The 20,387-nt window shown below is 65.0% G+C and carries 17 protein-coding genes; 13 read left to right on the top strand and 4 right to left on the bottom strand.

What is annotated here, in order from left to right; all coding sequences use genetic code 11:
- The first annotated feature begins 175 nt into the window (after window positions 1–175).
- The 11 genes from WD006_RS27540 (at window position 176) to WD006_RS27490 (ending at window position 13,997) form a co-directional block, all read left to right on the top strand.
- Window positions 176–1,519 carry an ArgE/DapE family deacylase gene (locus tag WD006_RS27540; RefSeq protein ID WP_029307967.1) on the top strand — a complete coding sequence of 448 codons (1,344 nt, stop codon included), beginning with the start codon at window positions 176–178 and terminating at the stop codon, window positions 1,517–1,519.
- A gap of 102 nt (window positions 1,520–1,621) precedes the next feature.
- Window positions 1,622–3,220: an ABC transporter substrate-binding protein gene (locus WD006_RS27535; RefSeq protein WP_029307966.1), complete on the top strand. Its 1,599-nt coding sequence runs from the start codon at window positions 1,622–1,624 to the stop codon at window positions 3,218–3,220.
- 67 nt (window positions 3,221–3,287) lie between these two features.
- Entirely contained in the window at window positions 3,288–4,292 is a 1,005-nt protein-coding gene (locus WD006_RS27530) for an ABC transporter permease (protein WP_024569757.1), read from the top strand.
- Window positions 4,289–5,128 carry an ABC transporter permease gene (locus WD006_RS27525; protein ID WP_011516345.1) on the top strand — a complete coding sequence of 280 codons (840 nt, stop codon included), beginning with the start codon at window positions 4,289–4,291 and terminating at the stop codon, window positions 5,126–5,128. Before WD006_RS27530 ends, WD006_RS27525 begins: the two co-directional genes overlap by 4 nt.
- Window positions 5,129–5,139: 11 nt before the next feature.
- On the top strand, window positions 5,140–6,783 hold the full coding sequence (locus tag WD006_RS27520) for an ABC transporter ATP-binding protein (protein WP_011516346.1): 1,644 nt from the start codon (window positions 5,140–5,142) through the stop codon (window positions 6,781–6,783).
- 42 nt (window positions 6,784–6,825) lie between these two features.
- Window positions 6,826–8,088 (top strand): 4-aminobutyrate--2-oxoglutarate transaminase, encoded by a 1,263-nt coding sequence (gabT, locus tag WD006_RS27515; RefSeq protein WP_029307965.1) that lies wholly within the window; start codon window positions 6,826–6,828, stop codon window positions 8,086–8,088.
- A 22-nt stretch (window positions 8,089–8,110) separates the two neighbouring features.
- Window positions 8,111–8,410 carry a cupin domain-containing protein gene (locus WD006_RS27510; protein WP_008649608.1) on the top strand — a complete coding sequence of 100 codons (300 nt, stop codon included), beginning with the start codon at window positions 8,111–8,113 and terminating at the stop codon, window positions 8,408–8,410.
- A complete protein-coding gene (locus tag WD006_RS27505; protein ID WP_029307964.1) occupies window positions 8,407–10,110 on the top strand; it encodes a thiamine pyrophosphate-binding protein in 1,704 nt (567 codons plus the stop codon). The genes WD006_RS27510 and WD006_RS27505 overlap by 4 nt, the downstream gene beginning before the upstream one ends.
- A 47-nt stretch (window positions 10,111–10,157) precedes the next feature.
- Window positions 10,158–11,231 carry a histone deacetylase family protein gene (locus WD006_RS27500; RefSeq protein ID WP_011516350.1) on the top strand — a complete coding sequence of 358 codons (1,074 nt, stop codon included), beginning with the start codon at window positions 10,158–10,160 and terminating at the stop codon, window positions 11,229–11,231.
- Window positions 11,232–11,244: 13 nt separating this feature from the next.
- Window positions 11,245–12,501, top strand: a complete 1,257-nt coding sequence (locus WD006_RS27495) for a Zn-dependent hydrolase (protein ID WP_029307963.1) — start codon at window positions 11,245–11,247, stop codon at window positions 12,499–12,501.
- Window positions 12,498–13,997, top strand: a complete 1,500-nt coding sequence (locus WD006_RS27490) for an aldehyde dehydrogenase (RefSeq protein ID WP_011516352.1) — start codon at window positions 12,498–12,500, stop codon at window positions 13,995–13,997. Before WD006_RS27495 ends, WD006_RS27490 begins: the two co-directional genes overlap by 4 nt.
- Before the next feature lie 33 nt (window positions 13,998–14,030).
- On the opposite strand, the gene WD006_RS27485 is transcribed toward WD006_RS27490, so the two are convergent.
- On the bottom strand, window positions 14,031–15,575 hold the full coding sequence (locus WD006_RS27485) for a DHA2 family efflux MFS transporter permease subunit (RefSeq protein ID WP_029307962.1): 1,545 nt from the start codon (window positions 15,573–15,575) through the stop codon (window positions 14,031–14,033).
- Window positions 15,576–15,714: 139 nt separating this feature from the next.
- Here WD006_RS27485 and WD006_RS27480 point away from each other — a divergent pair, with 139 nt between their 5' ends.
- A complete protein-coding gene (locus WD006_RS27480; protein ID WP_011516354.1) occupies window positions 15,715–16,185 on the top strand; it encodes a MarR family winged helix-turn-helix transcriptional regulator in 471 nt (156 codons plus the stop codon).
- On the opposite strand, the gene WD006_RS27475 is transcribed toward WD006_RS27480, so the two are convergent.
- Entirely contained in the window at window positions 16,103–17,539 is a 1,437-nt protein-coding gene (locus tag WD006_RS27475; RefSeq protein ID WP_011516355.1) for a sensor histidine kinase, read from the bottom strand. The genes WD006_RS27480 and WD006_RS27475 overlap by 83 nt on opposite strands.
- Window positions 17,536–18,228: a response regulator gene (locus WD006_RS27470; protein WP_011516356.1), complete on the bottom strand. Its 693-nt coding sequence runs from the start codon at window positions 18,226–18,228 to the stop codon at window positions 17,536–17,538. The genes WD006_RS27475 and WD006_RS27470 overlap by 4 nt, the downstream gene beginning before the upstream one ends.
- A gap of 218 nt (window positions 18,229–18,446) precedes the next feature.
- On the opposite strand from WD006_RS27470, the gene WD006_RS27465 reads away from it, so the two are divergent.
- Entirely contained in the window at window positions 18,447–19,511 is a 1,065-nt protein-coding gene (locus WD006_RS27465; protein WP_008649596.1) for a porin, read from the top strand.
- Between the two features lie 119 nt (window positions 19,512–19,630).
- On the opposite strand, the gene WD006_RS27460 is transcribed toward WD006_RS27465, so the two are convergent.
- Window positions 19,631–20,116 carry a GFA family protein gene (locus WD006_RS27460; protein WP_011516357.1) on the bottom strand — a complete coding sequence of 162 codons (486 nt, stop codon included), beginning with the start codon at window positions 20,114–20,116 and terminating at the stop codon, window positions 19,631–19,633.
- Window positions 20,117–20,387 lie beyond the last annotated feature (271 nt).

Genomic DNA, 20,387 nt, shown 5'->3' with positions numbered 1-20,387 from the left:
GACTGCACCAGCGGGGCGCTCAAGTCGCTGAAGCAGCAGGTCGGAAAGAATCGTCTCTTTCAAAGTGGCTCCGGGCAAAAAACAGGATATGGACCTACCGATGGTACCAACCATCGGATAATTTTCCATCCGTGCTGATGCTGTTTTTTTTCGATGTCCCCATCGCGGAGCCCCCATGCCGAATGCAGCCACCGTTGCGTCTCCTGAATCGACAACGCTCACCACGCAGGCGATTGCCGATGCCGTGCGCGCACTCACGCCGTACATGGTGAAAACCCTGAGTGACTTCGTGGCGGCTGAGAGCCCGTCGGGTGCGGAGCAGCCCGCAGTGGACTTCATGGACGGCGCGCTGCGCGAGCTTGGGCTGGAGTCGGAACGCATCGTCCTGAACACGGCGCAGCTGAAAGACATGCCGCTGTTCTCCACGCCGTGCTGTCCCGATGGTGGACGCTACAACCTGCTGGCCACCCATCGTCCGCGCGAACGCGATGGCCGCTCGGTACTGTTCAATGGTCACCTCGACGTGGTGCCAACCGGCCCCGATTCGATGTGGCGCGAGTCACCGTTCAAGTCGTATGTCGAGGATGGTTGGCTCTATGGTCGCGGCGCAGGTGACATGAAGGCGGGCATCGTCTGCGCGCTGGCCGCGTTCAAGGCACTGAAGGAACTGGGTGTACAGCCTGCCGGCAACGTCGGATTCAACGGCGTGCTGGAAGAAGAGAGCACCGGCAACGGCGCGCTGGCGACGGTGGCTTCGCTGCGTAGCGCCGTGGGCGCTGGCAAGCTCGCTTCGTTCGATACAGTGCTGATCCCCGAGCCGCTGGGTGAAGCCCTGATGAGCGCGCAGATGGGTGTGTTCTGGATGTATGTGGAACTGACGGGCCGCCCCGCCCACGCCGCGTATATGACTACTGGCGTCAATCCCGTGGAGGCCGGCATCGCGGTGATGGATGACCTGCGCCGTCTCGAAGCCGAATGGAACCTGCCGGAGAACCGGCCCGCCGCCTATCGCGACCACGCACATCCGATCAACTTCAACCTGGGCCAGATCCACGGTGGCGAATGGAACTCATCCGTGCCGTGTACCTGCACGCTTGGTATCCGCATCGGCTTCTATCCGCAGATGGATGTCAACGATGCCAAGGCCATCGTTGCCCAGCGCGTTCGTGATGCGCTGGCGCGTCTGGGTAGCACGCTTGACCTGAACATCCGCTACGAAGGCTTTCACGCGCCGGGTTGCGAGTTCGATCTCGATAATGCGCCGATGCTGGCGCTGGCCGAGGCGCACCGCAAGGCCCACGGCAATGCGCTGAAGCGTCAGGCCACCACGGCTACCACCGACGCCCGTCACTTCCGCATCACGCTCGATACACCCGTCACCTGCTACGGCCCCGAAGCTCGCAACATCCACGGCATCGACGAATCGGTGTCGATCGAAAGCATGGTGCGCGTGGCGACCACGTTCGCACAGTTCATGCACGACTGGTGCGGTGTAGAGCCAGCCGCCGACCAGACCTAGAAACCGGTTTTCCCTCGTTGCTGTACCGCCTGGGCAAATGCGCCACCACGTGGTGGGGCGTTGCCCGTTGCCCTCGCTTGTCCCAAAAAAAGGAAACGACCGATGAAACGCATCACTGCCAGCGTCCAGTCGCGCATCAGGGGGAGCCTGATGTCGATGGCCTTTGTTGCCGCCGCCAGCCTCATGGCTGGCACCGCGCTTGCCCAGACCACGGGCGGCACGCTGTCCGGCATCGTGCAACCCGAGCCGCCGATCCTGGTCAGCGCGCTGAACTCGCAGGCACCCACGCAGTACATCGCCGGCAAGATCTATCAAGGTCTGCTGACCTATGGTCCCGACCTGAAGCCGCGCCCAGAACTGGCGAAGTCGTGGCAGATCTCGCCTGATGGCCTGACCTACACGTTCGAACTCCAGCAGGGCGTGAAATGGCACGACGGCAAACCATTCACCTCTGCCGACGTGGTGTTCTCGATCGACAAGATGTTGCGCGAGGTACATGTGCGCACGCGCGCCGTGATCAACAAGTACATGGCGTCGATCCGCGCGGTCAACGACAGTACCGTCGAGATCAAGCTCAAGGAGCCGTTCCCGCCGTTTATCTCGATGTTCGAAACCGGCACCATGCCGATGATGCCGAAGCACATCTACGACGGCACCGACTACCGCAACAACCCGGCCAACCAGAAGCCGGTGGGCACTGGCCCGTTCATGCTCAAGGAGTGGAAGAAGGGCGCCTATATCAAGCTGGCCAAGAACCCGAACTACTGGAAGAAGGGCAAGCCGTACCTGGACGAACTGGTGTTCTACGTAATCCCGGACTCGGCATCGCGGGCGGTGGCGTTCGAGAAGGGTGACGTGCAGGTGCTGCGCGGTGGCGACGTTGACAACGTCGACGTCAAGCGCCTGCGCGCGCTGCCCAACGTCGAGTACACGACCAAGGGCTGGGAAATGTTCGCGCCGATGACGAGCCTGCTGCTCAACGAGCGCAAGCCGCCGTTCAATAACGTGAACGTGCGCCGCGCCGTGATGCACGCGCTGAACCGCAAGCTGATCGTCGACAACATCTTCTTCGGCATGGGCAAGCCGGCTGTGAGCCCGTTCTCGTCGAGCACGCTGTTCTTCGACAAGAACATGCCCAACTTCGACTTCAGCATCAAGAAGGCGCGCGAGGAGCTCAAGGCATCTGGCGTGGACGTCAGCAAGTATCCGGTGAAGATCCTCTCCACGTCGTATGGCGCCAACTGGGACCGCCTGGACGAGTACATCAAGCAAATGCTGGAGCAGATCGGGTTCAAGGTCAGCATCGAGTCGGCCGACGCCGGTACGTGGTCATCGCGGGTCAGCAACTGGGACTACGACATGACGGTGACCTACACGTACCAGTACGGGGATCCGGCACTCGGCGTGGAACGTCTGTACGTGACGCGCAACATGGTCAAGGGCACGCCGTTCGCGAACGTTCAGGGCTACAGCAACCCGAAGGCTGACGATCTGTGGGCCAAGGGCGGCAACACCATGGACCCGGTGGAACGCCAGAAGCTCTACAGCGAACTGCAGCAGATCCTTGTGAGCGAGGTGGCCAATGCCAACCTGTTCGAGATCGAGTTCCCGACGCTGTATCGCAAGAACATCAAGAACCTTGTGACCACGGCCATTGGCCTGAACGAGTCGTTCGACAACGTCTCGATCGAGAAGAACTGATCGCGCCGCCAGGCTCCCCGGTGACAGGTTGCCGGGGAGCGACGGGGATGTGCACGCGGAGGTTATCGTGAATTTTCTGTCTTTCTTTCTATCCCGGCTGGTCAAGGCACTGGTGGTGGTGATCGGCGTGGTCGTCATCAACTTCTTCCTGATCCGCATGGCGCCCGGCGATCCGGCCACGGTGATGGCTGGCGAAGCTGGCGCTGGCGATGCCACCTATGTGACGCAGTTGCGTGAGCAGTTCGGGCTGGACCAGCCTGTGCTGACGCAACTGGGCATCTATCTCAAGGGGGTGGCGAAGCTCGACCTCGGCTACTCGTATCGCAACCACCTGCCGGTGCTGGACCTGATCCTCGATCGCCTGCCGGCCACCTTCTTGCTGATGAGCGGGGCATTCCTGTTCTCGATCGTGATGGGGGTGCTGTTGGGCGTGATTGCGGCGCGAACGCGCTACGAAAACCGCCGGCGCTGGATTGACAGCGCGGTGATGTCCGGCGCGTTGCTGCTGTACGCCACGCCGTTGTTCTGGCTCTCGCTGATGGCCATCATCCTGTTCTCCGTGGTGCTCGGCTGGTTGCCTGCTTTCGGCATGGAGAGCGTCGGGGCCGGATACACGGGACTGGCCCGCGTGCAGGATATCGCGCTCCATCTGGTGCTGCCGACGATTTCGTTGGGCTGCTTCTTCATGGCTGTCTACGTGCGACTGACGCGGGCTTCGATGCTCGAGGTCATGGGCATGGACTTCGTCAAGACCGCGCGCGCCAAGGGTGTGCCGGCCCGCCGCGTGATTCGTGTGCATGTGCTGCGTAACGCGCTGCTGCCCGTCATCACGTTTGCTGGCATCCAGCTTGGCCAGATGGCCGGTGGCGCGGTGCTGACCGAAACCGTGTTCTCGTGGCCTGGTATTGGCCGGCTGATGTTCGATGCGCTGCTGCAACGCGACTACCAGTTGCTGCTCGGCATCTTCTTCGTGACATCGGCGCTGGTGGTGTTCTTCAACCTGGTGACCGACGTGGTCTACCGCTTCATCGACCCCCGTATCGCCATCGGCGGCAAGGAGGCCACGGCATGAAATCGTTCCTCAAGCGCTATTGCCGCAACTACGGCGCCATGATCGGCCTGATCGTGCTGCTGGCGGTGGTTGTGGTGTCCTTCGTCGCGCCGATGCTCTACGAAGAGTCGCCCTGGATGATGGTGGCGGAACCGCTGATGAAGCCGTTCGCGGACATGGCCTATCCGTTCGGCACGGACATGCTGGGCCGCGACATCACCGCCGGGCTGCTGTATGGCGCGCGTGTTTCGCTGCTGGTCGGGGTGATCTCCACGGCGGTGGCGCTGGTCGTCGGCGTGCTCGTGGGGTCCGTGGCGGGGTACTGCGGTGGCCGGATCGACGACGCGCTGATGCGGGTGACCGAGTTCTTCCAGACCATTCCTCAGTTGGCCATGGCAGTGGTGATCGTGGCCATCTTCAATCCGTCGATCTACTCGATCGTTGGCGCGATCTCGGTCGTGTCGTGGCCGCCAGTAGCGCGCCTGGTGCGCGGAGAATTCCTGTCGCTGAAGCAGCGTGAGTTCGTGCAGGCCGCGATTGTGATCGGCCAGCGTCCACTGCGCATCATCCTGACGCAAATCCTGCCCAATGCGATGTCGCCGATCATCGTTTCGGCGTCGTTCATGGTGGCCACCGCCATCCTGACCGAGTCGGCGCTGTCGTTCCTGGGGCTTGGCGACCGCAACATGATGAGCTGGGGCTTCATGATCGGCGCCGCGCGCACCATGATCCGTGAAGCCTGGTGGATGAGCGTCTGGCCCGGCGTGGCAATCCTGCTGACGGTGCTGGCGATCAACCTGATCGGGGAGGGGCTCAACGATGCCCTGAACCCGCAACTGCGCCGCCGCGGCGAGTAAGGAGCGCTACGATGACGCAGACCAATTCCTCCCGACAACCGCTGTTGTCGATCCGCGATCTTTCCATCGCGCTACCGGCAGGCGGCGACCGCGCGCACGCGGTCAAGGACATCTCGTATGACCTGCACGCTGGGGAAATCCTTTGCATCGTCGGGGAATCCGGCTCGGGAAAATCGATGAGCGCCAACGCGATCATGGGCCTGCTGCCGAGCTACCTGAAGCCTGAGCGCGGCGAGATTCTGTTCCAGGGGCGCGACCTGCTGAAGCTGGACGAAACCACGTTGCTCGGCATGCGTGGCAAGGACATGGCAATGGTGTTCCAGGAGCCGTTGTCCGCGCTGAATCCCGTGATGACCGTTGGTGACCAGATCGCCGAAGTCATGCGTGTGCACCGCGCCTATCCGGGCGAAGCCTGCCAGCGGCGCGTGCTGGAACTGCTCGAGTTCGTCGGGTTGCCCGATCCAGCCACGCTGGTGCACAGCTATCCGTTCCGGCTGTCCGGCGGGCAGCGTCAGCGGGTGGTGATCGCGATGGCGCTGGCACTGGAGCCGACGCTGTTGATCGCGGACGAGCCCACCACGGCGCTGGACGTGACCACCCAGGCGCAGATTCTGGCCCTGATCCGGCGCATCCAGGCCGAGAAGGGCATGGGCGTGATGTTCGTTACCCACGACTTCGGCGTCGTGGCCGAGATCGCCGACCGCGTGGCCGTAATGGAAAAGGGCGTGCTGGTCGAGATCGGCACGGCGCAGCAGGTGCTCAATCACCCGCAGCATCCCTATACCCGGCGGCTGATCAGCGCCGTGCCACATGGCCGCGCGCGCGACGGCGGCCATGCGGACGACCGCACCGTGCTCGACGTGCGAAACCTGCGCAAGACCTACGTTTCCGGTGGCGGGCTGTTCTCGAAGAAGCGCGTGACTCACGCCGTGGATGACGTGTCGTTCAGCGTCAAGCGCGGCGAGACGCTCGGTATCGTGGGCGAATCGGGCTCGGGCAAGTCGACCATCGGCAAATGCCTGCTGCGCCTGACCGGCGTCGACGGTGGCCAGATGCTGTTCGACGGCCAGGACATTGCGCGCCTCTCCGAGCGCCAGTTCCGCCCGATGCGGCGCGACGTGCAGATGATCTTTCAGGACCCGTTTGCGTCGCTCAATCCGCGCCATACGGTTGGCCGCATCATCACCGATGGCCCCGTCGCCACAGGCGTGCCACTGGGCGATGCCCAGGCGCGGGCGCGCGAACTGCTGCAACTGGTTGGACTGGAAGCCTCCGCGTTCGACCGCTATCCAAACCAGTTCTCGGGCGGCCAGCGTCAGCGCATCGGTATCGCCCGGGCCCTGGCGCTGGAGCCGAAGCTGCTGGTGGCCGACGAATCGGTATCGGCGCTCGATGTCTCCGTACAGGCGCAGGTGCTGCAACTGCTGGCAGACCTGCAGAAGCGGCTCGATATCGCGCTGATCTTCATCACGCACGACCTGCGCGTGGCCGCGCAGATCTGCCATCAGGTCATCGTCATGCACCGGGGCCGGGTCGTCGAAGCTGGCCCGCCTTCGCAGATTTTTGATGATCCACAGCACGACTACACCCGTCGCCTGATCGACGCCATTCCCGGCAAGACCTGGGACCCGACGCTGATTCGCGTCGCGGCCTGAGGTCTGCCGCACACAGAACCACGAATTCACTGGAGCCAATCAATGAAGAACGCCGAACTGGTCCGTCGCAAGGATGCCGCTACCCCGCGTGGGGTAGGTGTGATGTGCAATTTCTACGCCGACCGCGCCGAGAACAGCGAAATCTGGGATGTCGAGGGCAAGCGGTATATCGACTTCGCTGCCGGCATCGCCGTGCTCAACACGGGCCATCGCCACCCGCGCCTGGTGGCCGCGCTGCAGGCGCAACTGAATCGCTTCACCCATACGGCGTACCAGATCGTGCCGTACGCCAGCTATGTGGAGCTGGCCGAGAAGATCAACCAGCGCGCGCCGGGCCGCTCGGCTCGCAAGACCGCCTTCTTCACGACCGGCGCGGAAGCGGTGGAGAACGCCGTCAAGATCGCGCGCGCCGCCACCGGCCGGCCCGGCGTGATCGCGTTCTCCGGCGGGTTCCACGGCCGCACGATGATGGGCATGGCGCTGACTGGCAAGGTGGCCCCTTACAAGACCGGCTTCGGGCCGTTCCCCGGCGAGGTCTTCCACGCGCCTTACCCGTCTGCGTTGCATGGCGTGACGGTGGAGGATTCGCGCCGCGCGCTCGAACACCTGTTCAAGGCCGATATCGACCCGCGCCGCGTGGCAGCCATCATCTTCGAACCGGTGCAGGGCGAAGGCGGCTTCAACGTGGCGCCGCCGGAGTTCGTGCGGATGCTGCGCGCCGTGTGCGACGAGCACGGCATCCTGCTGGTGGCCGATGAGGTCCAGACCGGTTTCGGCCGCACCGGCAAGCTGTTCGCGATGGAGCACTACGACGTCGCGCCGGACCTGACGACGATGGCCAAGAGCCTGGCCGGCGGGATGCCGCTTTCCGCCGTGTGTGGCCGTGCCGAAATCATGGATGCGCCCGCACCGGGCGGCCTCGGCGGGACCTACGCCGGCAATCCGCTGGCGGTGGCGTCCGCGCTGGCCGTGCTCGACGTGCTCGAGTCCGAGAACCTGATCGCGCGAGGCGCGGAGCTTGGCGAACGACTGACGGCCCGCCTGAACAGCCTCAAGCCGCGCGTGCCGCAAATCGCCGAAGTCCGTGGCATCGGCGCAATGGTGGCCGTGGAGTTCCGTCGCGCCGATGGCAGCCCGGATGCGGAGTTCACCCGCGAAGTGCAGAACCGCGCGCTGGAGAAGGGCCTGTTGCTGCTGTCGTGCGGCGTGTACGGCAACGTGATTCGCTTCCTGTTCCCGCTGACCATCCAGGACGCCGTGATGAACGAGGGCCTCGACATCCTGGCAGACGTGCTGACTCGCTGACCCGCCGAACGGAGCCACTGACATGACCCGACCCCAGGCAGTACCGACCGTCCAGGTCGACAACGAACGTGTGGCCGTGACCGAATGGCGCTTCGCCAAGGGCGCCGAAACCGGGCATCACCGGCATGGCTATGACTATGTGGTGGTGCCGATGACCACCGGGCCGCTGCTGCTGCAGACGCCGGAGGGCGAGGTCACGAGCCAGCTCGTGGCCGGGCGCGCCTATTACCGGGCAGCCGGCGTCGAGCACAACGTGATCAACGCCCATGACGGTGAATGCGTGTTCGTCGAAATCGAAATCAAGCGTGGAGACCAGGCATGAGCGCGCCACGCGAACGGAATGGCGGCCAGATTCTGGTCGAACAACTGCGCATCCAGGGTACGAAGCGCGTGTTCCTGGTGCCGGGCGAGAGCTATCTGCCGTGCATCGACGCGCTCTACGACCATCAGGATGCGATCACGCCGATCGTCTGCCGGCAGGAGAGCGGCGCGGGATACATGGCGGAGGCCTACGGCAAGCTGACCGGCGAGCCCGGCGTCTGCTTTGTCACGCGCGGCCCGGGGGCGACCAATGCGAGCATCGCGGTGCATACGGCGTTTCAGGACTCCACACCGATGATCCTGTTCGTCGGTCAGGTTGGAAACGACTTCTACGAGCGCGAGGCATTCCAGGAGATCGACTACCGTCGCATGTTCGGCCAGATGGCCAAGTGGGTGGCCCAGATCGATCGCACGGACCGGATCCCCGAGTTCGTGGCGCGAGCCTACGCGGTGGCAACCAGCGGGCGTCCCGGTCCGGTGGTGCTGGCGTTGCCCGAGGACACGCTCTGGGGCCGCGCCACGGTCGCCGACATGCCGCGTTATGAGCGCGTCCACGGCGCCCCGACGCCGGCGGCGCTCGACAAGCTCTCCACCTTGCTGGCGGGCGCGAAGCGGCCGTTCCTGCTGGTCGGGGGCTCGGGCTGGACGCCCACGGCCATGCGGCAGATCGAAGGCTTCGCCGAACGCTTCGGCCTGCCCGTGGGTGTGGCATGGCGGCGTCTGGAATGCTTCGACAACGGACATCCGAACTTCGCCGGCCACGTCGGCTGGGGGATGGGCGATGCGCTGCGCCAGCGGATTCACGAAGCGGATCTGGTGATCGCCGTGGGCACGCGCATGGGCGAGGCCACCACGGAAGGCTACACGCTGGTGGAAAGCCCGCAGCCACGGCAGAAGCTGGTGCACGTGTATCCCGATCCGGACGAACTCGGCCGGGTATTCCGTCCGACGTTGCCGATTGCCGCCGATGTGGTGTCGTTCGCGGCGGCCGTGGCTCAGCTATCTCCGGCGCAGACGGTGTCCCGAGAGGCGATGACGGCGGTGACGGCGGCCAATGCCAACTTCCTTGCGGAGCAGGAGCCCAAGGACGCGCCCGGCACGTTGAACCTGAACCGGGTGGCCTGCCACGTGCGCGACCACGTGCCGGACGATGCCTGCATCACTGTCGGCGCGGGCAACTATGCGCTGTTCGCGCACGCCTATCACCGCTTCCATGGCGTGGGCACGAGCCTGGCGCCGACGGTAGGGTCGATGGGTTACGGCTTGCCGGCCGCAATCTCGGCCAAGCTCGAGAATCCGTCGCGTACCGTGGTCTGCTACGCGGGCGATGGCTGCTTCCAGATGAACCTGCAGGAACTCGGCGTCGCGATGCAGTATCGGCTGGGCATCGTGATCCTTGTTTTCAACAACGGCATGTGGGGCACGATCCGCGCGCATCAGGAACGCGAGTTCCCGGGCCGTACGATTGCGCTCGGCTTCGACAATCCCGAGTTCAGCCAGCTGGTCAAGGCTTATCACGGCCACGGCGAAGTGGTGGATCGCGATGAGGATTTCGCCCCCGCCTTTGCCCGGGCGCTGGAATTCGCCAATCGCGAGCAACTCCCCGCGCTGATCGAGCTGCGCTACGAACCCGATGGCATCGCGCCCGGCGTCACGCTCTCCGGCATTCGTGCCGCAGCGCTGGCGCGGCAATCCGCCTGAGCGACGCGACACCACGATAACCGACGGAACCACCCGTAATTCCCACCATGCGCGCCTTTTTCTCGGATGACCAGTTGCTGCACCAGCCTCGGCAGTTCATGCGCGCAGGCCGGCTGTGCGAGCCGACCGACGTACCGGCTCGCGCCGCCGTGCTCCAGCGGGCGCTCGACGCCCGTGGTATCGAACTCGTCGCGCCGCCCGACTACGGCCGCGCGCCGCTGGAAACAGTGCATAGCCCGGCGTACCTCGATTTCCTGACCAGCGCGTTCGAGCGCTGGATGGCGCAGGCAACGCCTACGCTCGAACCGGGCATCGAGGTGCTGCCGAACCTTTCGCCGTATCACAGCGGCAAGATCGACAAGACGCGGCGTGGCCCGTGTCCATCGGGCAGCGTGATTGCCGAAGCGGGTTACTACCTCGGCGACCTGAGCTGTCCGCTCGGGCCCCATAGCTGGCAGTCGATCCTGCGCTCGGCGCATAGCGCGGTGGCGGCGGCGCGGCATGTGTGCGCGCCGCACGACGGCAACGGCATGGCCTATGCGCTGTGCCGGCCGTCCGGCCACCACGCCCACGCTGACCGCGCAGGCGGGTTCTGCTACGTCAACAACTCGGCGATCGCCGCGCAGACACTGCTGGAGCGCTTCGACAAGGTCGCCGTGCTCGACGTGGACGCCCATCATGGCGATGGCACGCAGCAGATCTTCTACCAGCGTTCCGACGTGATGACGATTTCGCTGCACGCGGACCCCAGCAGCTACTACCCGTTTTACACGGGCTACGCCACCGAGCGCGGTCATGGCGCGGGCTATGGCTACAACCTCAATTTCCCGCTGCCGCACGGCACAGGCGATGCTGGATTCCTGTCGGCGCTGGACAGCGCGCTCGATGCGCTGCGCGACTACCGTCCGCAGGCGCTGGTGCTGGCGCTTGGCTTCGACACGTACAAGCACGACCCGATCAGCGTGCTGCAGGTGGGGCTGGAAGCCTATCGAGGCGTGGGCGAGCGTATCCACGCGCTGGGCGTGCCGACGGTGGTGGTGCAGGAGGGCGGTTACGAAGTGGATGCGATCGGTATCGCGCTGGAAGCATTTCTCGCGGGCTTTGTGCCTGCGATGGCATGAATCAGGAGTACACATGACGACTTTGAACATCGACGGCCAGCGGCTCTGGCAGTCCCTGATGGATCTGGCTGCCATCGGCGCGACGCCAAAGGGCGGCAACGCGCGGCTGGCACTGACCGCGCTGGACGGACAGGGGCGCGATCTCGTGACTGGCTGGATGCGCGATGCCGGCCTGACGGTGACCGTGGACCAGGTGGGCAACATCTTTGGCCGTCGCGCGGGCCGCAACAATGACCTGCCGCCTGTCATGACCGGCAGCCACATCGACACGCAGCCCACCGGCGGCAAGTTCGACGGGTGCTTTGGCGTGCTGGCGGGTCTGGAGGTGATGCGCACGCTCAACGACCACGGCGTGCAGACGGAGGCGCCGCTGGAACTTGCCATCTGGACCAACGAGGAAGGCACGCGTTTCGTGCCCGTGATGATGGGCTCGGGCGTGTTCGCTGGCGTGTTCCCGCTGGAAGTGGCCCTGAACGCCACGGATACGGCGGGCAAGCGCGTGGCGGACGAACTGGAGGCGATCGGCTATGCCGGCAAGCTGCCGGTTGGCGGGCGACCCGTGGGCGCGTACTTCGAGGCCCACATCGAGCAGGGTCCGATCCTGGAGGCTGCCGACAACGTGATCGGCGTGGTCACAGGCTCGCTGGGGCTGCGCTGGTATGACGTGACCGTGACCGGCATGGAGGCTCATGCAGGCCCCACGCCGATGCCGCTGCGGCGCGATGCGCTCTACGGCGCCACGCACGTGATGCAGGAGGTGATCCGCATCGCCAACGATTTCGCGCCGCATGGGCGCGGTACGGTGGGCGTGGTCAACGTTCACCCCGCCTCGCGCAATGTGATTCCCGGTGCGGTGACGTTCACGGTGGACCTGCGTCACCAGGACGCGGAGCAACTCAAGGTGATGGATGGGCGTTTCCGCGCGGCCTGCGCGGCGCTGGCCGAAGGCAAGACCACGGGAACGGCGCTCGACGTGAAGATCGAGGACGTGCAGTACTTCGCGCCCACGCCGTTCGCGCCGGAGCTGGTTGACCACGTCCGGGCAGAGGCGCAGGCACGCGGTTTCAGCCATCAGGACATCGTGACGGGCGCGGGTCACGACGCGGTGTATATCGCCGGCGTGGCGCCGACCGCGATGATCTTCGTGCCGTGCAAGGACGGCATCAGCCACAACGAGGTGGAAGACGCCCGGCCCGAGCATCTGGAGGCTGGCGCAAACGTACTGCTTGGCGCCATGGTGGCGCAGGCGGGCAAGGGGCGTGACCAATGAGCGAACTCAAGGATCTCGAATACTGGCGGGGCCGGGCGCGGGCGCTGCCGATTCCGGCACACGCTTATATCGACGGCCAGTGGACCAGCGCGGCCGATGGCGCGACGTTCGACTGCATCAATCCGGCCACGGGCGAACAACTGGCGCGTGTGGCGGCCTGCGGCGCAGCGGACGTCGACCGTGCCGTGGCTGCGGCCCGGCGCGCGTTCGAGGCCGGGGTCTGGTCGGCGATGCCCCGGCGCGAGCGCAAGGCCGTGCTATTGCGTCTGGCGGCCCTGATCGAGACGCACCGGGAAGAACTGGCGCTGCTGGAGACGCTGGACATGGGCAAGCCGATCGGCGACACCATGCTTTATGACATCCCCGAAGCGGCTCGCACCTATGCGTGGTATGCCGAGGCGATCGACAAGGTCTATGACGAGATCGCGCCGACCGATGCGGGGGTGCTGGCCACGATCACGCGCGAGCCGCTTGGCGTCGTGGCGGCCGTGGTGCCGTGGAACTATCCGCTGCTGATGGCGAGCTGGAAGGTGGCGCCGGCGCTGGCCGCGGGCAACAGCGTGGTGCTGAAGCCGGCCGAGCAATCGCCGCTGACCGCGATTCGCCTGGCCGCGCTGGCGGAAGAGGCTGGCGTGCCGCCCGGCGTCTTCAACGTGGTGCCCGGGTTAGGCGCAGAGGCAGGGCAGGCGTTGGGCCGCCATCCCGATGTCGACTGCCTGGCGTTCACGGGTTCCACGGCTACCGGCAAGCGGTTTATGGAATATAGCGGCCAGTCGAATCTCAAGCGCGTCTGGCTCGAATGCGGTGGCAAGTCACCGCATATCGTGTTCGACGACTGCCCGGACCTCGACCGCGCCGCGCTGGCCGCCGCCATCGGCATCTTCAACAACCAGGGGGAGATTTGCATCGCGGGCTCGCGGCTCTACGTGCAGCGCGGCATCTACGACACGTTCATGGCGAAGCTGGAGGCGCATGCGGCGGCCATGCAGCCGGGGGATCCGCTCGACCCGCGCTCCGCGATGGGCGCGATCGTCGACGGGCGGCAGTTCGACCGTGTGATGTCGTATGTGGAAGCCGGCCAGAGGGAGGGGGCAAGGCTGCGTGCGGGCGGTCAGGCCGCGCGCGCCGATTCCGGGGGCTGGTTTGTGCAGCCGACGATCTTCGAGTGCCCGACGCAGTCGCTGTCGATCGTCAAGGAGGAGATTTTCGGCCCGGTGCTGGCCGTGACCGTGTTCGACACCGAGGCCGAAGCCGTGGCGATGGCCAACGACTCGGCGTACGGGCTAGGCGCGGGGCTGTGGACGTCGGACCTGTCGCGCGCGCATCGTGTCTCGCGCCGGCTGCGTAGCGGGCTGGTCTGGGTCAACTGCTACATGGACGGCGACATCACCGTGCCGTTCGGCGGCGTCAAGCAGTCGGGGTTCGGGCGCGACAAGTCGTTGCACGCGCTGGAGAAGTACCAGGACCTGAAGACGACCTGGATCCGGCTCGAGTAGTTGCTGCGGCCTGTCGGCGCACCGGTGACCTCATCAATCCATCGCCGCGTGCGCCAGGCTGTCGTCGGCGTGCTTCGCGCCGGGGCGGATCAACAGGATCAGCGGCACCACCACCAGCGTGGCGATGAACATCGCCTTGAAGTCGTTCAGATAGGCGATCATCGCTGCCTGCTGGTTGATGGTCTGGTTCAGCACCGCGATGTCGATCCGCGAGCCATGCGTGAGCATCGACTGCAGCGCCGGGTTGTACGGGTTGATATGCGTGACCAGGTCGCTGTGCGCCACCTGCGCGTTGCGGGTCATCATGGTCTGGATCAGCGAGATGCCGATGCTGCTGCCGATATTGCGCATCAGGCTGTATGTGGCCGTGCCATCGGCGCGCAGGGACGGCTCCAGTGTGGAGAACGTCAGCGCCGACAGCGGTACGAACACGAGCCCCAGGCCGAAGCCCTGGATGATGCCCGGTACGACGATATCCGACATCGAAAGCACCACGGTGTAGCCCATCATCTGCCACAGTGCGAAGGCGGAGATCAGGAAGCCGGCCAACAGGAGCAGCCGCGCATCCACGCGCCGCAGCAGCCGGCCCGCCAGCATCATCGCGATCATCGTGCCCAGCCCGCTTGGCGCGGTAACCAGCCCCGTGGTGGCCACCGGATAGCCCATCAGGTTCTGCAGCATCGGCGGCAGCAGCGCGCGGGTGGCATACATGACCGCGCCGATCACGAAGATGAAACAGGCCCCGGTGACGAAATTACGGTCCTTGAGCAGCGCGGAACGGAAGAACGACTTTTCGCCGGCTGTGGCCGTATGGATCAGGAAGTAGGCGAAGGCGATCACGCAGATCAGCGCCTCGACGCGGATTTCGAGCGAGCCGAACCAGTCAAGTTGTTCGCCGCGGTCCAGCATGGCCTGCAACGCCCCGATAGCGAGACTCAGCGTGGCGAAGCCGAACGCGTCGAATCTCATGCTGCGCGCCGGGGTGCGGTTCGGTAGCGAGGCCAGCACGCCGAACAACGCGAACAGGCCGATCGGCACGTTGATGAAGAACACCCAGCGCCAGTTGTAGCTGTCGGTCAGCCAGCCGCCCAGTGTGGGCCCGAGAATTGGCCCGACCATCACGCCCATGCCCCACACGGCCATGGCCTGCCCCTGGCGCGACGGTGGATTGATATCGAGCAGGATCGACTGGGACAGCGGCACCAGCGCCGCCCCAAAAACCCCTTGCAGCAGCCGCGCGGCCACGATCTGGGTGAGGGAGTCCGCCATCCCGCACAGCGCCGAAGCCACGGTAAATCCGCCGATCGAGATAGCCAGCAGCCGCTTGACGCCGAGCTGGTCGGACAGCCAGCCGGTCAGCGGCGTGGCGATGGCTGCGGCGACGATGTAGGAAGTCAGCACCCATGTGATTTCGTCCTGCGAGGCCGAAAGCGTACCCTGCATGTGCGGCAGGGCCACGTTGGCGATGGTGCTGTCGAGCGTCTGGATCAGCGTGGCCAGCATGATCGAAAGGGTGATCATCGGCCGGTTGAGCGGGGTGGCGGCTGGCTGTGCCGCGCCGGAAACCACGGAGGACATTGGGGGGGGGGGCTGGAAGGGCTGGCGCAGATTAATAAGCGTGCTTATTATAATCATGGACTGGCGTTTTTGGGCGATCACGCGAGTTACGGACGGCCAGAAAAGCGGATCGAGCGCCCCGACTCCCTATAATCGCGCGATGGAAACAAATCTTGAAAGGCGCTTCGGCTTTCTCGTGGCGGACGTTGGCCGGCTGACCGGCAGGCGATTTGACGAGTTGTCCCGCGCGACGCTAGACCTGACGCGTGCGCAGTACCGTGCGCTTGCGTGTCTGACGCACTATGGGGAAATCAATCAGGCCTGCCTGGCGGACCTGATGGAAGTGGCGCCGATTTCAGCCGGGCGGCTGCTGGACCGGATGGAGGAGGGTGGCTGGATCGTGCGTCGGCCCAATCCGGCGGATCGCCGCGAGCGCATGGTCAGCGTGACGGAAAAAGCGGAGCAGGCACTGCATGCCGCGCGCGAGGTGGGGGATGTGGTGACATCGGAGGCGCTCAACGGCTTCAACGCCGAAGAAGCGGAGCAATTCATCGGCTTTCTGCAGCGCGCCCGGGGGAATCTGTCGAAGCCGGCCCTGGCCCAGACGCAAGCGCAGGCGCAGGGAAAGTAACCACCACGGTCAGGCCGCCGCCCGGCGTGCTTTCCAGCGCGACGGCGGCGCCATGAATGCGGGCGATCTCCCGCACGATCGACAGCCCCAGGCCGCTGCCATCGCGGCTAGCGCTCGACTCTCCACGATAGAAGCGCTTGAAGATCGACTCGCGCTCGAACGCGGGCACGCCGGGACCGTTGTCCTCTACGGCCAGCCGTTGCCCGTCGACGCGCACCGTGACCATCGCGCCGGCGCCCGCATAGCGGATAGCGTTGTCGATCAGATTCCCGAGCAGTTCCTGCAGCAGTTCGGTCTGGCCGTCGATGTCGGCCGGGCCGCGACCCTCGAAACCCAGATCCACCCCCGCGCGCCGGGCCAGCGGCGCCCATTCAAGCGCCACGTTCTGCGCCAGCGTATCCAATCGCAGGTGCCGCAGCGTGGGCGCGTAGCCGCTGTCTGGCTCGAGCCGCGACAGCGACAGCAGCTGGGCGACTTCCTTGGCGGCCTGCTGCACGGATCCATGCAGCCGCTCGACGTGCGCGCGCACGCTCGGCAGGTCCTTCTCGCGCAGTGCGAGTTCCGATTCGGCCTGGATGATGGCCAACGGCGTCTTGAGTTGGTGCGCGGCATCGGCAAAGAAACGCTTGCGGCCTTCTATCATGCGGTGCAGCCGGGCCACGTACTGGTTCACTGCGGCCACCAGTGGCTTCATTTCGACCGGCAGCGCGGTGTCTTCCAATGGCTCCAGATCGTCGGGGCCGCGTGCGGACATGGCGTCGGACAGCCGTTGCAGCGGCAGCAGGCCCCGCCGCACGCCAAGCCAGACGATGCCCAGCGCCAGGCTGATCAGCATCAGTTCCTGCAGCAGCGAGCCGACCAGGATGTCGCTGGCAAGCTGCTCGCGCGGCTCGGTCGATTCGGCCAGCAGCACCCAGACCATTTGCGTGCGGGCCGAGCGGACGTCGTGCAGCGGCAGTGGCATGGCTGCCATGCGGACGGGCACGCCAAGGTACTCGGCGTCGTAGAACTGGGTGCGATAGAGCGAATTCACCGGTCCTTCCGGCATCGGCAGCCCTTCATAGCCGGTGATCGTGGTGCCACGCTCGTCGCGGATCTGGTAGTAGACGCGCGAGCCATCCTCGGCATCGAAGACTTCCAGGGCCAGATTGGGGATTTCCACTTCGACGCGCCCGTCGCGCAGCGAAATCCCTTCGCGCATGGACTTGAGCGATGCGGCCAGCGTGCGGTCAAATGCCTGGTGGGCCGCGGACATCGCGCGCCGATCGGTCAGCCACGCGTCGAATGCCAGCAGCCCCAGCAGCGGTATCAGCAGCCAGAGTGTGATCTGCAGCCTCAGGCTGCCTGTTTTCATTGGCGCGCGTCCGACGTGGCGGTGTCGCGTGATTCCAGCAGATAGCCGAGCCCGCGCAGCGTGACGATGCTCACGCCGCTGCCTTCCAGCTTCTTGCGCAGGCGGTAGACGTAGATTTCGATGGCGTCGGCATTGACCGACTCATCGATGCCGAAAATCTTCTCCGACAGCGCGGCCTTGTTGACGGCACGGCCATCGCGCATCAGCAGCACTTCCAGCACGGCGCGTTCGCGCCCCGTGAGTTGCAGCAGTTCACCGTGCAGCGTGAAGGCACGGCTCACGCTGTCATAGCGCAGCGGGCCGCATTCGAGCGCGGTGCGGTCATGGCCGTGGCTGCGGCGGATCAGCGCGCGCGCCCGGGCCTCCAGTTCGTTCAGCGCGAATGGTTTGGCCAGGTAGTCGTCGGCACCCAGGTCCAGCCCGCGCACGCGGTCTTCCACCGAGCCATGCGCGGTCAGGATCAGCACTGGTACCGGATTGCGCCGCTGACGCAGCCGACGCAGCACTTCCAGACCGTCCAGGCGGGGCATGCCGATGTCGAGGATGGCCAGGGCGTAGTCCTGCGTGGTCAGCAGATGATCGGCGCTGGCGCCGTCATGCATGCAGTCGACGGCAAAGCCACTCTGGCTCAGGGAATCCACCAGCGATTCGGCCAGTTTGAGATTGTCTTCGGCAAGCAGGATACGCATGGGAGGGATACAGCGGGCAGGTCTAAGTCTTGTCTCGGGCGAACCAGTGTCGCGCGACGAGTGATACCTGCATTGGGTCAGGTATGCCTAGTTAGGGAAATCCCGATCGTGGTGCATAACCCACGCCGCAGATACCCACGAATCGAAAGCGAACTGAAAGTGAGGCCCAAATACCATCCGTGCCGTTCCACAACTACAAGCAGACAAAGGAGACTTGTATGAAACGGAAGGCATTGGCCCTGGCTACGTTGGGTTGCGTGGCATCGGGTGGCGCAGCAGCTCAGTCGAGCGTGACCCTGTACGGTCTGGTCGATTCGGGTATCGAGTACGTGAGCCACGCAGGGCCAACCGGCAGCTCGGTGGTCAAGATGACGTCGGGCGGCAAGAACACGTCGCGTTGGGGTCTGCGCGGCACTGAAGACCTTGGCGGCGGGCTGAAGGCAATCTTCACGCTGGAATCCGGCATTGCCCTCGACACCGGCAAGCTCGACACGGACAACACGCTGTTCGATCGTCGCGCCTGGGTGGGCCTGCAGGACAAGACGCTGGGCAGCATCCGCATGGGCCGTGACTTCACCACGACCTATGACTTCATGCTCCCGTTCGACCCGATGGGTTACGCGCCGAACTATTCGTGGGCCACGTCGGCCACCGCCACGGGCGGCCGCAAGGACGGCATGTTCTCCCGCTCCACCAACGTGCTGCGTTACGACGGCAAGTTCGGTCCGGTCAAGGTGGGCGGCACGATGGCGATGGGCGAAGTGCCTGGCAGCTTCAAGAGCTCGTCCAAGTACGACCTGGGCGTGGGCTATGAAGCCGGCAAGTTTGCCGCGGCCCTGACCTGGGATCGCCAGAACGGCGCGGGCACCAGCACCACGCCGGCTGACAGCGTCGACTACATCCAGGGCATCCACGCTGGCGCCAGCTACGACTTCGGTTCGCTGTCCGTCTACGCGGGCTACCGGAACTACCGCAAGACGTTCACGACGTCGGCCGCCAAGCAACTCAGCGACATGTACTGGCTGGGCGCCGCGTACGACTTCACGCCGGCCTTCACGCTGTACGGCGCGATCTACAAGCAGAACATCAAGGGCGACACCGACGCAGATCCGATCCTGTTCTCGCTGCGTGCCCAGTACAATCTTTCCAAACGCACCATGGCCTATCTGTCCGCCGGCTATGCCAAGGCGCGCAATGGTCAGAACGTGAGTGTCTCGCGTGACAATATTGGCTATGCCAATAACCAGGTCGGCGTGACGGCGGGTCTGCAGCACCGCTTCTGATCTCGCTTTCTGATCGTTGTTTTCGACCGTCGTGGTGGACGGTCGCCCGGCGGTGCGAGGGGCTCGCGCCGCCGGTTTTTGCGTTTTTTTTTGCGTTTACGGCCCAACCGAATTTCGTTTCAGCCCAGCAGGCCATGCCGTTCGTGCCATTCCCGCAGAGACTCGGCCGGCCATGTGCGGGCGTGCCGGTGTCCCTTGCCGCGTGGCACGTCGACCCAGGGGGCTGCGTAATCGAGCGCTGCCTCGATGACTTCGGGGGGCTTAGGCAGCGGTGTGTCGATGGCGCTCGCGTTCGGGTGCACCAGTTCCGGCCAGCGCGGATCCCACAGCCATAGCGGGCTGCCGCATTTCACGCAGAAATGCCGGAACGCCTTCGATCGCACCGGTCGCTTGCCTGGCTCGCGTATTACCGCGTGAAACCGTCCGACATGGGTCTTGCCGCGCACGCGCAGCGTGCTGGCATCGCCCCCGAGATTGATCCCGTATCCGCCACCGCCGCCAGTCTTGCGGCAGATCGAGCAATGGCAATGCATAAACGGGTAGGGCGAATCCGATTCCAGGCTGAACCGCACGGCGCCGCACTGGCATGAGCCTTCGAGATGCATGTAGCCTCCAGGAATGGGGTGTCGATGTGATCCAGTGTGGGTGACGCGATGCGGGGATTCAAGGCGGAACGTCCGCACTTCGGGTCACGCTCAAGGCTCGTCCTCGATCCAGAGAGGCATTGTCAGTGGATGCCGGCGTGAATATGATGGGGCGTTCATCGCCACGACGCGAATGTAACGACGCGGCTCCAGTGGTGCGCCGACCGGGTGACTATTTCTCCCACTGAAATGATCAGACCCGGCCGATTGACCTGACATGGAAGACGGCAAC

Origin of the sequence: Cupriavidus sp. Met-2 (assembly GCF_049843575.1) — a bacterium.
GTDB lineage: Bacteria > Pseudomonadota > Gammaproteobacteria > Burkholderiales > Burkholderiaceae > Cupriavidus > Cupriavidus metallidurans.
The sequence above is the reverse complement of the archived record's forward strand: the minus strand, read 5'-3'. Positions and strand labels throughout refer to the sequence as shown.

What these genes read in the sequence shown, in the direction of transcription:
- WD006_RS27500 (WP_011516350.1), top strand. Translation starts at nt 10,158, where the DNA reads ATGCGCGCCTTTTTCTCGGATGACCAGTTGCTGCACCAGCCTCGGCAG.
- gabT (WP_029307965.1), top strand. Translation starts at nt 6,826, where the DNA reads ATGAAGAACGCCGAACTGGTCCGTCGCAAGGATGCCGCTACCCCGCGT.
- WD006_RS27535 (WP_029307966.1), top strand. Translation starts at nt 1,622, where the DNA reads ATGAAACGCATCACTGCCAGCGTCCAGTCGCGCATCAGGGGGAGCCTG.
- WD006_RS27520 (WP_011516346.1), top strand. Translation starts at nt 5,140, where the DNA reads ATGACGCAGACCAATTCCTCCCGACAACCGCTGTTGTCGATCCGCGAT.
- WD006_RS27540 (WP_029307967.1), top strand. Translation starts at nt 176, where the DNA reads ATGCCGAATGCAGCCACCGTTGCGTCTCCTGAATCGACAACGCTCACC.
- WD006_RS27460 (WP_011516357.1), bottom strand. Translation starts at nt 20,116, where the DNA reads ATGCATCTCGAAGGCTCATGCCAGTGCGGCGCCGTGCGGTTCAGCCTG.
- WD006_RS27490 (WP_011516352.1), top strand. Translation starts at nt 12,498, where the DNA reads ATGAGCGAACTCAAGGATCTCGAATACTGGCGGGGCCGGGCGCGGGCG.
- WD006_RS27510 (WP_008649608.1), top strand. Translation starts at nt 8,111, where the DNA reads ATGACCCGACCCCAGGCAGTACCGACCGTCCAGGTCGACAACGAACGT.
- WD006_RS27480 (WP_011516354.1), top strand. Translation starts at nt 15,715, where the DNA reads ATGGAAACAAATCTTGAAAGGCGCTTCGGCTTTCTCGTGGCGGACGTT.
- WD006_RS27525 (WP_011516345.1), top strand. Translation starts at nt 4,289, where the DNA reads ATGAAATCGTTCCTCAAGCGCTATTGCCGCAACTACGGCGCCATGATC.
- WD006_RS27505 (WP_029307964.1), top strand. Translation starts at nt 8,407, where the DNA reads ATGAGCGCGCCACGCGAACGGAATGGCGGCCAGATTCTGGTCGAACAA.
- WD006_RS27475 (WP_011516355.1), bottom strand. Translation starts at nt 17,539, where the DNA reads ATGAAAACAGGCAGCCTGAGGCTGCAGATCACACTCTGGCTGCTGATA.
- WD006_RS27465 (WP_008649596.1), top strand. Translation starts at nt 18,447, where the DNA reads ATGAAACGGAAGGCATTGGCCCTGGCTACGTTGGGTTGCGTGGCATCG.
- WD006_RS27495 (WP_029307963.1), top strand. Translation starts at nt 11,245, where the DNA reads ATGACGACTTTGAACATCGACGGCCAGCGGCTCTGGCAGTCCCTGATG.
- WD006_RS27485 (WP_029307962.1), bottom strand. Translation starts at nt 15,575, where the DNA reads ATGTCCTCCGTGGTTTCCGGCGCGGCACAGCCAGCCGCCACCCCGCTC.
- WD006_RS27470 (WP_011516356.1), bottom strand. Translation starts at nt 18,228, where the DNA reads ATGCGTATCCTGCTTGCCGAAGACAATCTCAAACTGGCCGAATCGCTG.